11 protein-coding genes are annotated in these 16,933 nt (G+C 36.9%); 7 read left to right on the top strand and 4 right to left on the bottom strand.

The window, feature by feature from the left end; translation table 11 throughout:
* Positions 1-29: 29 nt before the first annotated feature.
* Complete coding sequence (locus tag NNJ85_RS04700) at positions 30-2,660, bottom strand: ribonuclease E/G (RefSeq protein WP_254474049.1); 2,631 nt, start codon at positions 2,658-2,660, stop codon at positions 30-32.
* A 611-nt stretch (positions 2,661-3,271) separates the two neighbouring features.
* Here NNJ85_RS04700 and NNJ85_RS04695 point away from each other — a divergent pair.
* The 3 genes from NNJ85_RS04695 (at position 3,272) to prfB (ending at position 8,434) form a co-directional block, all read left to right on the top strand.
* On the top strand, positions 3,272-4,501 hold the full coding sequence (locus tag NNJ85_RS04695) for an N-acetylmuramoyl-L-alanine amidase (RefSeq protein ID WP_254474047.1): 1,230 nt from the start codon (positions 3,272-3,274) through the stop codon (positions 4,499-4,501).
* 170 nt (positions 4,502-4,671) lie between these two features.
* Positions 4,672-7,137, top strand: coding sequence for a penicillin-binding protein 1A (locus NNJ85_RS04690; RefSeq protein ID WP_254474045.1), 2,466 nt, complete (start codon positions 4,672-4,674; stop codon positions 7,135-7,137).
* 168 nt (positions 7,138-7,305) lie between these two features.
* A protein-coding gene (gene prfB / locus NNJ85_RS04685) for a peptide chain release factor 2 (protein ID WP_254474042.1) occupies positions 7,306-8,434 on the top strand; the annotation gives its coding sequence in 2 pieces (ribosomal slippage) (positions 7,306-7,374 and positions 7,376-8,434; 1,128 coding nt in all).
* Positions 8,435-8,787: 353 nt separating this feature from the next.
* On the opposite strand, the gene NNJ85_RS04680 is transcribed toward prfB, so the two are convergent.
* The 3 genes from NNJ85_RS04680 to NNJ85_RS04670 form a co-directional block, all read right to left on the bottom strand.
* Entirely contained in the window at positions 8,788-9,273 is a 486-nt protein-coding gene (locus NNJ85_RS04680; RefSeq protein ID WP_254474040.1) for a peroxiredoxin, read from the bottom strand.
* Between the two features lie 213 nt (positions 9,274-9,486).
* Positions 9,487-10,740, bottom strand: a complete 1,254-nt coding sequence (gene tyrS / locus NNJ85_RS04675) for a tyrosine--tRNA ligase (RefSeq protein WP_254474038.1) — start codon at positions 10,738-10,740, stop codon at positions 9,487-9,489.
* Positions 10,741-11,066: 326 nt separating this feature from the next.
* A complete protein-coding gene (locus NNJ85_RS04670; RefSeq protein WP_139413204.1) occupies positions 11,067-11,747 on the bottom strand; it encodes an alpha/beta hydrolase in 681 nt (226 codons plus the stop codon).
* Positions 11,748-11,911: 164 nt separating this feature from the next.
* Between NNJ85_RS04670 and NNJ85_RS04665 the strand changes: the two genes are divergently transcribed.
* From NNJ85_RS04665 to sufD, 4 genes are all read left to right on the top strand, one after another.
* Positions 11,912-13,069: a cysteine desulfurase family protein gene (locus tag NNJ85_RS04665; RefSeq protein ID WP_254474029.1), complete on the top strand. Its 1,158-nt coding sequence runs from the start codon at positions 11,912-11,914 to the stop codon at positions 13,067-13,069.
* Positions 13,070-13,229: 160 nt separating this feature from the next.
* Entirely contained in the window at positions 13,230-14,741 is a 1,512-nt protein-coding gene (sufB, locus tag NNJ85_RS04660) for a Fe-S cluster assembly protein SufB (RefSeq protein WP_254474027.1), read from the top strand.
* Positions 14,742-14,901: 160 nt separating this feature from the next.
* A complete protein-coding gene (sufC, locus tag NNJ85_RS04655; protein ID WP_254474025.1) occupies positions 14,902-15,657 on the top strand; it encodes a Fe-S cluster assembly ATPase SufC in 756 nt (251 codons plus the stop codon).
* A gap of 7 nt (positions 15,658-15,664) precedes the next feature.
* Complete coding sequence (gene sufD, locus NNJ85_RS04650) at positions 15,665-16,927, top strand: Fe-S cluster assembly protein SufD (protein ID WP_254474023.1); 1,263 nt, start codon at positions 15,665-15,667, stop codon at positions 16,925-16,927.
* Positions 16,928-16,933 lie beyond the last annotated feature (6 nt).

Below are 16,933 nucleotides of genomic sequence, written 5' to 3'. Positions count from 1 at the left end.
CAAAAAATTGTAGCGGTTTCTTTTTATTGTTAATTTTTTGAAAGAGTTCTACGTTTCCACCAACCAATACGCGCAGTTTTAGGAGAATCATGAGATGTTGATGAAATAACAACAGGTTGGTTGATTGTTTCTTCAATTGGGGAAGGAGAAGTTTCGACAGTTCTCTCCACCTTCATATCAGTTTCTTTCTCTAATGTTTTTTCTATTTCTGTTGTTTCTTTAGAGGATGAATTTTTACGTGTTCTACGTGTTGATTTCTTAGTGTTTTCAGGGGTTTTATCCTCATCTTCATGAACAGATTTTGCTGCTTTTTTTGCTCTAATTTTACGTACCGAACTGCTTTCAGGCTTTTCTTCAAGAGATTTTTGTTCTGCAATGTTTTGATCATTCTCTAGAGAGAGATTATTTTCTACCGCCTTTGAAGAACGTGTTCTACGTGTTTTACGTTTAAGATTTGTCTCATCTTTTGTTGTTTCATCTTGCTGTTGTACATCGAGAGCTTGCGTATCATTTTTTATTTCTTCAGGTTTAGAAGATTGAGTAGATGGAACACGACGTTTGCGGTGTGTTGCTTTAATTTCTGCTAAAGCCTGCTGAGCAAAATCTCCTACTGGTTCTGCATAAGGAATGCGAATCTGATGAAGATTATTATCTTGATTACGTCGACCACCACGACGACCTCTACGACGTCCTCGACGATAAGAATCACCACTCAATGTCTCTTCTTTTTTATGAATGGTGGAAAGATACGGATCAGTAATTTCATCGTGGCGATTTTTGCGTCGAGGCTTTTGTTTTGTTTCAATGGGAGGAGAATTGTCAATAGATTCATTTTTCATGAAAATAGAATCTTCAATTTCTTGCTTATTGTCATCTTCCAATGGAGATTGAGAAATGCTTTCTGCTATTGTGCCCTTAGAAATAACAAGATGTTGCGTTCCAATACTATCATCTGCTTCAATACTAATATTAAGTTTAAAGCGTGTTTCTAAATTAACAAGAATATTGCGTTTATGATTTAACACATAAAGCGCTGTTGCTACGGGTGTGCGCACAATAATATTATATTGCGAATTATGAAGAAGATATTCTTCAATGGAGCGCATGACATGTAAAGCAATTGATGATTCAGAACGTATACTTCCTGTTCCTGCGCAATGGGGGCAGGGTTGTGTTGTACTTTCTAAAACTGATATGCGAATACGTTGACGACTCATTTCTAAAAGGCCGAAATGTGAAATATGGCCAACTTGAATACGAGCACGATCATTTTTTAAACAGTCTTTTAATTTTTTTTCGACTAATCGCACATTGCGTTCTTCAAGCATGTCAATAAAATCAATCACGATTAAACCAGCAAGGTCACGTAAGCGTAATTGACGCGCTACTTCTTCTGCAGCTTCAAGGTTTGTTTGTAAAGCTGTCTTTTCAACAGAGAATTCTCTCGTAGAACGTCCAGAATTGACGTCAATAGCAACAAGTGCTTCTGTTTGATTAATAACAAGATATCCTCCAGATTTTAAAGAAACCTGTGGTTGCAACATTTTATCAAGCTGAATTTCAATATTATTTCTTGCAAAAATAGGTGTAGGATCGCGATAAGGTTGCACAACTTTTGCATGACTTGGCATAAGCATACGCATAAAGTCTTTCGCTTCACGATATCCTTGGTCTCCAGAGACAAGAATTTCACTAATGTTCTTATTGTAAAGATCTCGTATAGAACGCTTTATGAGATTACTTTCTTCATGAACAAGGCATGGTGCCGTTGACTCGAGTGTCAAAGTGCGAATCGTATCCCATAACCGCATAAGATATTCATAATCGCGTTTAATTTCAGCTTTTGTTCTATTAGCGCCAGCAGTTCGTAAGATAACGCCCATCCCCTTTGGAACGGCTAATTCTTTTACGATTTCTTTAAGACGCTTACGGTCTTGTACATTCGTAATTTTTCGTGAAATACCACCACCGCGTGCTGTGTTGGGCATGAGAACAGAATAACGACCTGCTAGAGAGAGATATGTTGTCAGGGCGGCACCTTTATTCCCACGTTCTTCCTTGATAACTTGCACCAACAAAATTTGACGTCGTTTAATCACTTCTTGAATTTTATACTGGCGCCCTTGTTTTCTTTGATAGGTTGGGAGTTCTTCACGGATGTCTTCAGCACCGACCATTTCGATCTCATCATAAGAAACATCGGCATTTAATATTTCTTCTGTATGATCAATAGTTACAGCTTCGGAGGTATTATCATTTTCAACATCGGCTGCTATAGCATTGTTTTTCGCATTTTTCTTTGTTCTTCTGGAGCGTTTTTTATTTTTAGTTGTTTCTTCCGTAAAAACATCTGTTGGATTTTCTCCTACAGCTGCCTTTTCTTCTTCTTCAAGAAGAGCAAGGCGATCAGCAATAGGAATTTGATAATAATCAGGATGAATTTCAGAAAATGTTAAAAAACCATGTCGGTTTCCACCATACTCAACAAACGCTGCTTGGAGAGATGGTTCTACACGCGTAATACGTGCAAGATAAATATTCCCCTTGAGCTGTTTTTTATGTTCTGATTCAAAATCAAGTTCTTCAATTTTGTTGCCGTGAACAACAACAACACGTGTTTCCTCCGGATGAGAGGCATCTATAAGCATTTTGTTTGACATAAGTTAATATCCTGAAGGCGACATGCCCAATTTTATTCAAACGAACGATGTAATTATTCGTAGATGTAAAGAGCTGTCTGCCATAAAAGGGAGGTACCAGAAAAACAGGATGGAACATCCCGTGTAGATGCATGACTGCATTTACACCATTTCTCATCATTATCTCCATCTGTTTTTTATAACTCATATTTCTTAAAAGTCTCTGGTAAAATAATCTGTAAAACAGTCCGGATATCCGAACCAACGAATCTTAAATAACGCAATCCTAATTTTATAACATAGAAATTTTTCATCCATAACAAAGTCTCAACGCATAATATGCAACAACCCCTTTAAAGACAACTTACTATGAGTTACAGATAATTAGATCTATTATCAGCTAGGAAGCACCGATATTCTTTTATGTTGATATCATGCGTTTGGCAAGTAACAATGTAAATCATGTATCATGAGAATATTTTTATGACCGTAATTTCATTTTTAGGTGTTTATAATGAAGGGGCTTAACATTTATTGAAAATAGAAAATAAATCTGGTGTATCGTTTTTATATAACCGAGATAAATTATTACAAATATTGTGTAGACTACTTTGCTTATGATAAGAGGGCTTATGATAAGAGTTTTTTTTACCCAACAGCTGAAAACAGCCTATTGGGATGTTATTGTGCAATTCATATGCTTTTTATTATTCTTTTTGTTATGTCAAACTGGTGTTCAAGCTGCGGATCCTTTGAAACTTATCAATTTTCGAACCATTGGTGATAGTGCTCATACACGTATAATTGCGCTTTTCAATTCAAAACCAAATATTCGTTTGCAGATTTTGGATAGGCCTGCACGTTTGGTTATTAATTTACCTACAATTGACTTTTCAATGCAAAATATGCCTTTAAAGAAACAAAATGCATTGTCCGTTATGCTCTCAGATGTCCGTTATGCTTTCTCTGACATACAAACTTCACGCATTATTTTGACAAGCAGAACAGCTTTTGTTGTTGAAAAAAGTATTGTAAAAAGATTAGACAGTGGTTTATGGCAGTTGCTGGTTGATATTCGTAAAAGTACACAAGAAAAATTTGATAAGATATTAAAGAGCCAGCAAAGGAGAAATTTTGATACAAAACTACCGTTGATTCCGGCGCAAAATTTTCGTGTTGTTCTTGATCCTGGCCATGGTGGTATTGATGGTGGTGCGCGAGGGGTCACTGGAATTTTAGAAAAAGATGTAACTTTAGATTTTGCACGTGCATTGCGAGAAGAATTACAAAAAGACCCGCATATTAGCGTTGCTTTAACGCGTGATTCTAATATTTTTTTAAGATTAAGCGAAAGAGTTAAAAAAGCGCAAGAATTTGATGCTGATCTTTTTATATCCATTCATGCGGATACGATTGATGTACATTCTCTTCGCGGTGCTACGGTGTATACCATATCAGATAAAGCTTCTGATGCCATTGCGAAATCTTTAGCTGAAAGTGAAAATAAAGTTGATTTGCTTGATGGTTTGCCTGCAGATGAAACGCTTGAAGTTACAGATATCTTGATGGATCTTACACGGCGTGAGACGCATACATTTTCGGTTAATTTTGCAAATAGTGTTATTTCAAGTTTATCGAAGAGTCATATCAACTTAATCAATAATCCTCATCGCTATGCTAATTTTCAAGTTTTAAGAGCTTCAGATATCCCTTCTGTCTTGATAGAGATCGGATATCTATCCAATAAAGAGGATGAAAAGTTATTAAACGATCCTAATTGGAGAAAACAAATGGCTCTCTCAATTGCTTATTCTATTCGTCAATTCGCTGAATATAGACAGAAAATGGTACAGCCTCTTTAAATTTATAAGAAAATAGAGTAATTAATATGGGATTTTAGTTTACCCTAGTATAAATATAAAGATAGAAAACAAATTTTCTTTTTCTCAATCTTGTGGTGATATCCACGTAGTGTGATTGAAATAACATATTTTTTCTTTGATTAATTCTGAAGAAAGCGATAGCCGTTTTTATGATGATTTTTTTTAAATATCTTCTTCGTTTTTTTGTTGCTACTGGACTTTGTGGCGCGATAACATGGGGTGTTATGACCAGTGGTCAAGCAAATGCACTTCCTGATTATGAAGTTCTTTCACTTTATGAGCCACCGGTAATGACTCGTGTCCATGCTGCTGATGGCCGTCTTATGGCAGAGTTTGCAACAAAACATCGCCTCTATTTACCGATTCAATCAATCCCAAAGCTTGTTAAAGATGCTTTTATTTCGGCTGAAGATAAAAATTTTTATCATCATTTTGGTTTAGATCCCGAAGGGCTTTCTCGCGCTTTGATCAATAATATTCGTAATATTGGTTCTGGAAGACGTCCAGAAGGCGCATCAACTATAACGCAACAAGTCGCTAAAAACTTTCTTTTAAGTTCAGAAACAACATTAGAGCGTAAATTTAAGGAAGCTATTTTAGCAATGCGTATTGAGAAAACTTACTCAAAAGATCACATTCTCGAACTTTATCTCAATGAAATTTATATGGGGCGTGGTACTTATGGTATAGCTGCTGCCTCTTTGACCTATTTTAATAAATCCGTCAATGATCTGACGTTAGAACAATGTGCTTATTTGGCGGCTCTTCCAAAAGGTCCAGCAAATTATGATCCATTTAAGAATACACAGCGTGCTATTGATCGGCGCAATTGGGTTATAGACCGGATGGTTGCAAATGGGTATGTAACCCGTGAACAAGGAGAAAAAGCAAAAGCTAAACCTTTGGGAGCGACAATACGCGGAAGTGATAACTATGTTTTTGCGGCTGATTATTTTACTGAAGAAGTGCGTCGCCGTTTAATGCATCGCTATGGGGCTAAAACACTTTACGAAGGTGGACTTTCGATCCGTACAACGCTTGACCCACATTTACAGTTTATTGCTCGGCAGGCTTTGCATAATGGATTAATTAAATTTGATCATGCACACGGATGGCGTGGAGCTTATGCGCATATTGATAAAAAAGATGATTGGGGGATAGAGCTTGCAAATATCACAGGATTAAGTGATGTTCCTGAATGGCGTTTAGCGGTTGTTCTTTCTGCAAACTCCAATAAAGTAGAAATTGGTTTACAGCCGCAGCGCGAAGCTTCTGGTATGCTCTCAAAAAAACGAGAAATTGCTGTTTTATCTGAAGCTGATTCAAAATGGGCACTTCATGTTGTGAAAGAAAATGGTTATCGAAGAACTTTTCAGAGCTTGTCTCATGTTCTTCAAGTTGGAGATGTCATTTTTGTTGAAAAACTACCCAATACAAACAACACTTATCGTTTACAACAAATCCCTAAGGTTGAAGGGGCGATTGTTGCTATGGAACCGCATACAGGGCGCGTTCTTGCAATGGTGGGAGGTTTTTCTTTTGCTGCATCTGAATTTAATCGTGCAACACAAGCTTATCGTCAGGCTGGTTCTGCTTTTAAGCCCATTGTGTACTCAGCAGCACTTGATAACGGGTATACACCAGCATCAGTTATTTTAGATGGTCCTATCGAAGTTCGCCAATATAATGGTGAAGTTTGGCAACCTAAAAATTATGGTGGTACCTTTGCTGGGCCTTCAACACTGCGTTATGGTATTGAGCATTCTCGCAATCTTATGACAGTACGGCTTGCCAATGATATGGGAATGCCTCTTGTCGCTGAATATGCAGAGCGTTTTGGCGTAGTCGATAAATTGCAACCGTATCTCCCCATGGCCCTAGGGGCAGCTGAAACAACAGTGTTACGGATGGTTACAGCTTATTCTGTTATTGCCAATGGGGGGCGCTCTATTAAACCTTCTCTGATAGACCGAATTCAAGATCGTTATGGGAAGACAATTTATCGTCATGATGATCGTATTTGTGAAAATTGTAATACGCATTCATGGAATAATCAAAGAGAACCCACATTGATTGATGAAAGAGATCAAGTTCTTGACCCTATGACGGCTTATCAGATTACATCGATGATGGAAGGGGTTGTTCAGCGTGGTACTGCAGCGCGTTTACGTTATCTCAATAGACATATTGCCGCTAAAACAGGAACCACCAATGATTCTAAAGATGTCTGGTTTATGGGATTTACCCCTGACCTCGTCGTTGGTGTCTTTGTTGGTTACGATCAACCAGCATCGTTGGGATACAACGGGACGGGAAGTTCCTTGGCTGCCCCTATTTTTGGTGAATTTATGGAAGATGCTCTTAAAGGAAAGCCGGATGTTCCCTTTAAGATGCCAAAGGGTATGATTTTAATGCCAATTAATCGGAAAACAGGAATGCTTGCGGAAAGAGGAGATCAAGATGTCATTATAGAAGCATTTAAACCAGGGACTGGTCCTGCTGATATATATCAAGTCATTGGAGGGACAAATTCTTTTCAAGAAGGTGTTCCAGCAATAACCACGTCTCCACAAGTTAATAAAGCGCTTGAAAGTGGGACAGGGGGACTGTATTAACCAACAAAATTTCTTTTGCCATGAGTCTTGGTTTTTATCTGTTTTTTAATAGTGTTAGTCCTGTAAATAGAATGATGGATTCGTTCCGTTTTTTGATAAAAGCTATTAAAATTGTATAAAAACTAAGGACATAACCAGAAAGAGTGTAAAAAAATACGGTGTTAAATTATGCGAGCAGAAATAGAAACATTAGTTGATGAAATCCGACAAGCAATTCAGTTGCTAAGGGGGCATCTTTGACTGGGATCAATCACTAAAACGTCTCGAATATCTTAATCAAAAAGCAGAAGATCCTACACTTTGGGATGATGTACAACAAGCACAGGATATGATGCGTGAGCGTCAACGTCTTGATGATTCAATCAATAGTCTTTTATCATTTACAAAAACACTTGAAGAATGCATTGAGCTCATTGCAATGGGCGAAGAAGAAAGTGATGTTGAAATTATCGCCGATGCGGAAAATTCAATACGTAATCTTAAAAGTGAGATCGATAAAAAGCAAATTGATGTGCTTCTTTCAGGAGAGGCTGATCCTAATGATATCTATTTAGAAGTTCATGCTGGAGCAGGGGGAACAGAAAGCCAAGATTGGGCTTCTATGTTATTGCGTATGTATATGCGCTGGGCTGAACAGCATGAAATGAAGGTTGAAGTTTTAGAAATTCATGATGGAGAAGAAGCAGGAATAAAGTCAGCGACGATTCTTGTAAAAGGGCATAATGCTTATGGATTGTTAAAAACAGAATCAGGTGTTCATCGCTTGGTACGAATTTCTCCATTTGATTCAAATGCAAAGCGCCATACCTCTTTTGCAAGCATTTGGGTTTATCCTGTTATTGATGATGATATTGAAGTTGATGTTTCAGAAGCAGATGTGCGTATTGATACCTATCGTGCATCGGGAGCAGGAGGACAACATGTTAATACGACAGATTCTGCTGTTCGCATTACACATATAAAAACAGGTATTGTTGTTCAATGCCAAACGGAGCGCTCTCAGCATAAAAATCGCGCCACCGCTTGGTCAATGCTCCGTGCCCGTCTTTATGAAGAGGAGCTCAAAAAAAGAGAAGAAGAAAGCAATGCAGTTGAATCTTCTAAAACAGAAATCGGATGGGGACATCAAATTAGGTCTTATGTTCTTCAACCTTATCAACTTGTAAAAGACTTACGTACAGGGATTGAAAATACTGATCCACAATCCGTCCTTAATGGAAACTTAGATGCATTTATAGAGGCCGCACTTTCTCAGCGTATTTATGGAAAAGACAAAGAAGTTGAGGATATTCGTTAATGATATATTCCACCTTCAAACTGTTCAGATTTATTTCTTAAATTGCTCGTTTTATGGATGTTGTAATATATTAATAGCCCTTGATAGTTGAATGGTTCAAAGAGGTATCTTCTTGTTTTTTTTTAATAGTTTCCTCTCACACCCCGACCTACTTATGACGTGTAAATGAATTCATTTTTGATTCATTTAAGATAAGAAAAATCTGAAAGGAGAAAATTTACGATATCAGGAGGATTAATTTAAAAAATAAATAATCAGTTATCCTTATAAATAAACATATTGTAAAAACTGAATCCGTTGGAAAAATAAAATCTATTGGGGAAGGATTCTGTTGCTTCTAAAAGTATACTATTTTATACACCATCATGACGGTGTAAAAGCGTTGCAGCAGCTAAAACATTTTCAGCATGTCCTGATACGCTTACTTTGCGCCATTCTTCTGCAATGTTTCCATTTTCATCAATTAAAAAAGTGCTTCGTTCGACACCCATATATTTGCGTCCGTACATGCTTTTTTCTACCCAAACACCATAAGCTTCAAGGGTTGTTTTCTCTTCATCGGAAACCAAAATGACATCAAGTCCATGTTTTTCTTTAAATTTATCGTGTTTTTTTACATTATCTGGAGAAATGCCAATAACAGCAACACCGATTTCATCAAATTTCGTCTTTAATTTCGTGAAATCAAGTGCCTCGCTTGTACATCCACTTGTATCATCTTTGGGATAAAAATATAAGACAACAGGTTTGCCTCTAAAGTCAGAAAGACAGACTATCTCTCCTCCATCGCGTGGCAAGTTAAAATCAGGAGCAAGAATCCCTTTCATTGATTTCGTCATGTTTTATCTTTCTTTTTGAGTGAAAAGATCAATGAGTAGCATACAGAGAAGGAATAAAGTTTCAACTCTCTAGAATAAAATTTTCAAAGATTTTTCGCTATCATATAAAAATTATTCTTTTATAAAAGCTCAATAAAAAAATGATTAAAGAAGGCGTAAGAAACATCACTCTCATGGGAGAAAAATCTATAGAATGAATGAGACATCGATAGATTATAAAGGTTTGATCAATACATGTTTTTTCTTACCAAAAGAAAGTTTAATGATTCCTTCTGTCGTGACATCTTTTTCAATAATAAGGTGTGTTTCATCCTTTATGATTTGATCATTAACACGTATCCCTCCACCTTGAATATGACGGCGCGCCTCACTGTTTGATTTTGCAAGTCCTGCTTTTACTAAAAGAGAGAGTAATCCAGCACCCGTTTTTAATTCTATTGCGTTCATTTCAACTGTTGGAAGATTTTCTCCAAGTGTTTTTTCTTCAAATGTTTTGCGGGCAGTTTCTGCGGCTACATCGGCAAGAGTCCGCCCATGCAACATTGCGGTAATTTCTGTTGCAAGAATTTTTTTTGCTTCGTTAATTTCAGTTCCTTGTAAGAGAGAAAGTTTAAGAATCTCATCCATGGGTAATGTGGTATAGAGCTTTAAAAATCGTGTTACATCAGCGTCTTCTGTATTGCGCCAATATTGCCAAAATTGATAAGGTGAAAGCATATCGGCATTAAGCCATATAGCTCCATTCAATGATTTACCCATTTTGGCACCGGAAGAGGTTGTCAGCAATGGTGATGTCAATGCATATAATTGTGGTGTTCCTAAACGATGCCCTAATTCGATTCCGTTAATAATGTTGCCCCATTGATCAGACCCCCCCATTTGCATACGCAGTCCGTAACGTTTATAAAGTTCAACAAAATCATAAGCTTGCAGAATCATATAATTAAACTCTAAGAAGGATAAAGAGTGTTCACGCTCAAGTCTGAGTTTAACAGAATCAAATGATAACATACGGTTGACAGAAAAATGTTTTCCTACATCACGCAAAAGTTCTAAGTAGTTTAAATTGCACAACCATTCAGCATTATTCACAATACAAGCATCGCTTTCTCGATCACCGAATGTCAAATAGTTAGCAAATACCTTTTTAATACCATCAATATTTGCAGCGATATCATCTTGTGTTAGAAGCCGTCGTGCTTCATCTTTAAAGGAAGGATCACCGATCAATCCTGTCCCTCCGCCCATCAAAGCAATGGGGCGATGGCCCGTTTTTTGTAACCAATAAAGCATCATAATTTGAAGAAGACTTCCAGCATGTAAGCTTGATGCTGTTGGATCAAATCCAGTATAAGCACTGACAGTTTCTTTTGAAAAAAGATCATCTAAGCCTTTTTCATCCGAAATTTGGTGGATAAAACCACGTTCGCTCATAATGTGTAAAAAATCAGATTTAAAGGCAAACACAGAGTTAATTTCCTAATTTAAGAGGGCAATCATTTTATATAATAGATGATTATATAATGGATCATTTATGCTTTATCTACCATAAATGACATATATCACAAGAGAACCCGACATATTGGTAATGAAGATAATAATACAGGCATTATTCCCTTTTTACGCTTAAAAAGGGAATTTAACGGAAACCAGTAAATAAAAAAGACACTTTTTTATCCTTATTTCTATCCTGAAATAAAATTTAGAAAAATCGCAAACACAGTCTAAAAAAATCACTTTGTTATGATCAGGGATGGCTTTTGCTGACTTTTTTATAAACCTGTTGTGTTTTCCTAAGTGAGTGAAAGTATTTCAGGAGGGGGAGCGAGAAATTCATTGGTAATATGATTATCCAAATAGTGGGCACATCGTTCAATAAGTTCTTCATGGCATCCACTAAAAAAGTGATTAGCTCCTTCCAGTATTTCTTGTGTGATGATGATACCTTTTTGTGTTTTTAATTTATCGACAAGCATTTGAACGTCTTTTGGGGGGGCGACTTTATCAATACCACCATGAATGATAAGCCCAGATGAGGGACAAGGTGCAAGAAATGAAAAGTCATAAACATTAGGCTGAGGGGCAACAGAGATAAATCCCTCAATTTCCGGTCGACGCATTAAAAGCTGCATACCAATCCATGCTCCAAATGAATATCCTGCCACCCAGCAATTTTTAGAGTCTGGATGTTGTGTTTGCACCCAATCGAGAGCTGCTGCAGCATCTGAAAGTTCTCCTATTCCATAATCAAACTCCCCCTGACTGCGACCAATACCACGAAAGTTAAAACGGAGAGTTGTAAAGCCACGTTGTTGGAACATATAAAAGAGATCATAAACAATTTTATGATTCATCGTTCCACCAAATTGAGGATGAGGATGCAAAATGATCGCAATGGGCGCATTTTTTTGTTGGGAAGGTTGATAACGCCCTTCGAGCCGACCCGCAGGACCGTTAAAAATAATTTCTGGCATAAAATAAATGCTCCTTAAATGCTATAAAGGCTCTCATTGACCTTGGTCGACTTTTACCATAGAATCTCTTAAATAATCATTAGATATTCTTTTTTAAGTGCACTTTTCAAGAAAATTGCGCTATTTTTTTCATCAATTCATAAGATTCATGATTGCGATGTAAAATGGTTATAAAACGCCGATATTTTGATCATAACGCAACAACACCGCTCAAAAAAAAGGCACGGATGGCATTACTGGAATCTTTAGAGATATTTGGTAATCCATCATCTGTTCATAAGGAAGGGCGTGCTGCTAAAACTTTATTGCAAAAGGCGCGTCGACAAATCGCTGAAAATCTTAAAACAGATCCGGATAATGTTGTCTTTACCTCTGGTGCGAGTGAAGCAGCAATGACTTTGTTAACACCCTTTTATACGATGGGGAATGCAAAGGTTCAATTTTCCCATCTTTACCTTGGAGCGACTGAACACCCTTCTGTTGCAGAAGGAGGGCGTTTCTCTAAAGAATTGATAAGCGTCATTGCTGTTGATCAAGATGGGCTTATTCAACAAGATAAATTAGCATCACTCTTAAGGGCTCACGATAAAACAAAAGGTTTACCTCTTGTTGCTATTCAAGCTGCAAATAGTGAAACGGGTGTTATTCAACCGTTAAAAGAAATAGTGGCTATTGTTCGTGATTTAGGCGGTACTCTTATTGTTGATTTATCACAATATATCGATAAAAATTTTGTTGATATTAATCAGCTAGGAGGAGATTTTTTTATACTATCTGCCCATAAAGTTGGTGGTCCTAAAGGAGTTGGGGCTTTTGTTTCATGTGGCAATCTCCTTATGCCATATCCTCTTATTATCGGGGGGGGACAAGAAAAAGGCTTACGTGGAGGAACAGAAGCATTGCCCCTTATTGCTGCTTTTGGAGCAGCAATGGCTGATTGTCTCACACAGGAAGAAATAAAACAGTTACTATATTTACGTAATAAATTAGAAGATGGACTCCAAAAAATAAGTCAAAATATTGAAATTTTTGGCAAAAGAGTTCAACGTTTGCCAAATACAACTTACTTTACCGTGAAAAATATAAAAGCTGAAACCATGCAAATTGCTTTTGACTTAGAAGGATTTTCTGTATCAGCTGGTTCTGCTTGTTCTTCGGGAAAAGTAAAACAAAGCAAAGTATTGGAAGCAATGGGGTATCATGTTCCAAATGGTGCCATTCGCATTTCGCTGGGTCGTGATACAACCTTTGAAGATATTGATGATTTTCTATTATTTTTTTCTCAAATGATAAGCAGAAAAAAGGATGAAATTTTATCATGAGAAAATTATAAAAATTAGAATTATTTTAAAAAATAAAATAACTTTGATTGAAATTTTAGCACTTTGGCTATAGCCTTAAGAAATAACTTGCTTAATTTTAATTTTGTAAAAACAAGACTTTTAGTTACCGGTTTTTGATGCCAAAAAATGGAGAAGATTTATGCCGGCAGTACAAGAAACGATACGCCAAGTCCGTGAAATAGATGTTGACCAATATAAATATGGCTTTGAAACGAAAATTAAAACGGATAAAGCGCCGAAAGGTTTAAATGAAGATATTATTAAATTTATTTCTGCTAAAAAAAATGAGCCTGAATGGATGTTAACATGGCGCTTACAAGCTTACCGTCGTTGGCTGACAATGCAAGAGCCTCATTGGGCGCGTCTTGAGTATCCTAAAATTGATTTTCAGGAGCTTTATTATTATGCTGCTCCTAAAGATCATACGGGACCAAAATCTTTGGACGAAGTGGATCCTGAGTTATTAGCAACATACGAAAAACTTGGTATTCCTCTTAAGGAACAAGAGATTTTAGCAGGGGTAAGAAAACAGTCTGATCCTTCTACTTTTGATGACAGTGTGTCTGTATCGGGGCAGGTGGCTGTTGATGCGGTTTTTGATTCTGTTTCGGTTGTGACAACATTTAAAAAAGAGTTGGCGCGTGCTGGTGTAATTTTTTGCTCTATTTCAGAGGCAATTATTGAACATCCTGAGCTTATTAAAGAATATTTGGGAACAGTTGTACCAGTAGGGGACAATTATTATGCAGCCTTAAATGCAGCTGTCTTTACTGATGGTTCATTTGTTTATATTCCCAAAGGGGTTCGTTGTCCTATGGAGCTTTCAACTTACTTTAGAATTAATGAACGCAATACAGGGCAATTTGAGCGAACATTGATTATTGCTGCTGAAGATTCCTATGTTTCTTATCTTGAAGGGTGTACAGCTCCCCAACGTGATGAAAACCAACTTCATGCTGCTGTCGTTGAGCTTATTGCACTTGAAAATGCAGAGATTAAATATTCTACAGTACAAAACTGGTACCCTGGCGATAAAGAGGGAAAGGGCGGTATTTATAATTTTGTGACGAAGCGTGGAGATTGTAGAGGACATAACTCTAAAATTTCATGGACACAAGTTGAGACTGGTTCTGCGATTACTTGGAAATATCCATCCTGTTTACTCCGTGGTGATAATGCGCGTGGAGAATTTTATTCTATTGCTGTTGCAAACGGTTACCAACAAATTGATTCCGGTACAAAAATGATTCATTTAGGAAAAAATACCTCCAGTCGTATTATTTCCAAAGGCATTTCTGCTGGTTTTTCAAATAACACTTATCGAGGACAAGTCACAGCCCATCGAAAAGCACAAAATGCGCGTAACTTCACACAATGTGATAGTTTGTTAATCGGGAATGATTGTGGGGCACATACAGTGCCTTATATTGAAGCAAAAAACGCAACAGCTCAATTTGAACATGAAGCCACCACATCAAAAATTTCTGATGACCAACTTTTTTATGTTATGCAGAGAGGAATTTCCGAAGAAGAGGCAATTGCATTAATTGTCAATGGTTTTGTAAAAGAAGTTATTCAAAAACTTCCCATGGAGTTTGCTGTCGAGGCACAAAAGCTTATTGGTATTAGCCTTGAGGGGAGTGTTGGATAATTTTATTTAATGAGAGAAATCGAAGACTTGATGCAAAACGGCTGTAACAGTAGAAAATAATGTAAAAAATGACCTTTATGGTGATTACAAAAGAGATGGATGTTAAGGCAAAATAGTACGCATTGGTATCTGAAAAAAACAGCCAGAACAGGATTTAATGATGTTAGAGATAAAAAATTTGCGCGCCCGTATTGCCGGGACTGATACAGAAGTTATTCGTGGTTTAAACTTGACGGTTCAAGATGGAGAAGTTGCCGCGATCATGGGACAAAATGGTGCCGGAAAATCAACTTTGTCTTATTTGCTAGCTGGTCGTGATGATTATGAAGTAATAGAAGGCGATATTCTCTATAATGGCCAATCAATTTTAGAAATGGATCCAGCAGAACGTGCTGCATATGGTATTTTTCTTGCATTTCAATATCCAATGGAAATACCAGGAGTAGCAACGATGGAATTTTTAAAAGTCGCAATGAATTCTCAACGCAAAGCACGTGGTGATGAAGAGCTTAAAATTCCTGAATTTATAAAATATGTTAAAGAGGTTTCAGCGAAACTTGAAATAGATATGGATATGCTAAAACGTCCATTAAATGTAGGTTTTTCAGGGGGAGAAAAAAAACGCGCTGAAATTTTACAAATGGCACTTCTTGAACCTAAACTTTGCATTTTAGATGAAACGGATTCTGGTTTAGATATTGATGCATTAAAAATTGTTGCAGATGGTGTTAATAAACTTCGGGATTCAAAACGTTCATTTTTGGTGATTACCCATTATCAACGGCTACTTAATTATATTATTCCTGATACGGTACATGTTCTCTATAAAGGACGAATTATTAAAAGCGGAGACAAATCCTTAGCGCTTTATTTAGAGCAAAATGGGTATGCTGACCTTATCAAGGAGGCGGTTTGAGGGTATTATGAAGATACAGCAAAACTTATTAGCGGTTGAAGAGGATATACTTAGTAAATTTAATCAGTATATCAATGACCTACCGGGTGATAAAGCTGTGAAAGCAATCCGCAAGAAAGCTATTGATCAGTTTCAAACAACACGTCTTCCTTCTCGTAAAATCGAAAATTGGCATTATACCAATCTGCGTACGTTACTGAAGTCTGTGAGCGATTTTGCAAAAGACCAAGACAGTCAATCGGTTGATGCATTACTTTCAGAAAGCGCTGTTTTTTCCATGAACAATGGAAAAATAGTGGCGCAGTCAAAGGTCGGCAAGATTACAGTAAAACGCCTTTCAGATGCATTAGAAAACAATTCTGTATCGATAGATCAAAATATTTCTGATGAGGACTTTATTGGGCAATTAAATACAGCTTTCGTTACAGAGGGGTGGCTTTTTCATATTCCTGAAAATACAAAGTTAAATAGGCCCATTGAATTACAAAATATACAAATGGGAGGGCAATCTCATACTTTTTCAGACATAAAAGTTGATAAAAATAGTCAAGTTATGTTTATTGAACATCAGGTTGGTAATGATCAAGAGACCTTTGTCAGTTCAATATTTTCATTAAATATTGCCGCTCATAGTGAAGTTACATGGATTCTTATTCGCAATCGTGGTTGTAATTCTACGCAGTTTGGTCGATTACGTGCCGTTCTTGCTCAAGGAGCAAAATTATCACTTTATGTCATTAATATAGGGAGTCAACTCAATCGTCAGGAAGTCGATATCGAGTTACAGGGAGAAAAATCTAATTTTCAATTACGCGTTATAAATTTACTATCAGGACAAAGCCATAGTGATCTTACAATGACTGTTCGTCATGTGGAAGAAAATTCAACATCAACTGAAATTATACGCAATGTAGTTACAGATAAGGCTGTGGGTGTTTTTCAAGGTATCATACGTGTTGCTCAAAAAGCGCAAAAAACAGATGCACGCATGGCTTGCAATAGCCTTATCCTTTCAGATGATGCAGAATTTAATGCAAAGCCTGAACTGGAAATTTTTGCCGATGATGTTGTCTGCGGTCATGGAGCGACAGTTGCTAATATTAATCATGATTATCTTTTCTATCTCATGGCGCGCGGTATTCCCTTTAAAATGGCTCGTGCTCTTTTGATTAAAGGATTTATTGCCGAGCTTATTGATGACATCAAGCAAGAGAATATCCAGACTGTTTTGGAGAATATCATTGGTCAATGGCTTGCAAAAAATGTTTAAGAGAGA

This window comes from Bartonella sp. B1098, from assembly GCF_944896145.1.
Lineage (GTDB): Bacteria > Pseudomonadota > Alphaproteobacteria > Rhizobiales > Rhizobiaceae > Bartonella.
The sequence above is the reverse complement of the archived record's forward strand: the minus strand, read 5'-3'. Positions and strand labels throughout refer to the sequence as shown.

Excerpts from the sequence above, each read along its gene's own strand:
- NNJ85_RS04700 (WP_254474049.1), bottom strand. The coding sequence starts at position 2,660 with ATGTCAAACAAAATGCTTATAGATGCCTCTCATCCGGAGGAAACACGT.
- NNJ85_RS04695 (WP_254474047.1), top strand. The coding sequence starts at position 3,272 with ATGATAAGAGTTTTTTTTACCCAACAGCTGAAAACAGCCTATTGGGAT.
- NNJ85_RS04690 (WP_254474045.1), top strand. The coding sequence starts at position 4,672 with ATGATGATTTTTTTTAAATATCTTCTTCGTTTTTTTGTTGCTACTGGA.
- NNJ85_RS04680 (WP_254474040.1), bottom strand. The coding sequence starts at position 9,273 with ATGACGAAATCAATGAAAGGGATTCTTGCTCCTGATTTTAACTTGCCA.
- NNJ85_RS04670 (WP_139413204.1), bottom strand. The coding sequence starts at position 11,747 with ATGCCAGAAATTATTTTTAACGGTCCTGCGGGTCGGCTCGAAGGGCGT.
- NNJ85_RS04665 (WP_254474029.1), top strand. The coding sequence starts at position 11,912 with ATGGTTATAAAACGCCGATATTTTGATCATAACGCAACAACACCGCTC.
- sufB (WP_254474027.1), top strand. The coding sequence starts at position 13,230 with ATGCCGGCAGTACAAGAAACGATACGCCAAGTCCGTGAAATAGATGTT.
- sufC (WP_254474025.1), top strand. The coding sequence starts at position 14,902 with ATGTTAGAGATAAAAAATTTGCGCGCCCGTATTGCCGGGACTGATACA.
- sufD (WP_254474023.1), top strand. The coding sequence starts at position 15,665 with ATGAAGATACAGCAAAACTTATTAGCGGTTGAAGAGGATATACTTAGT.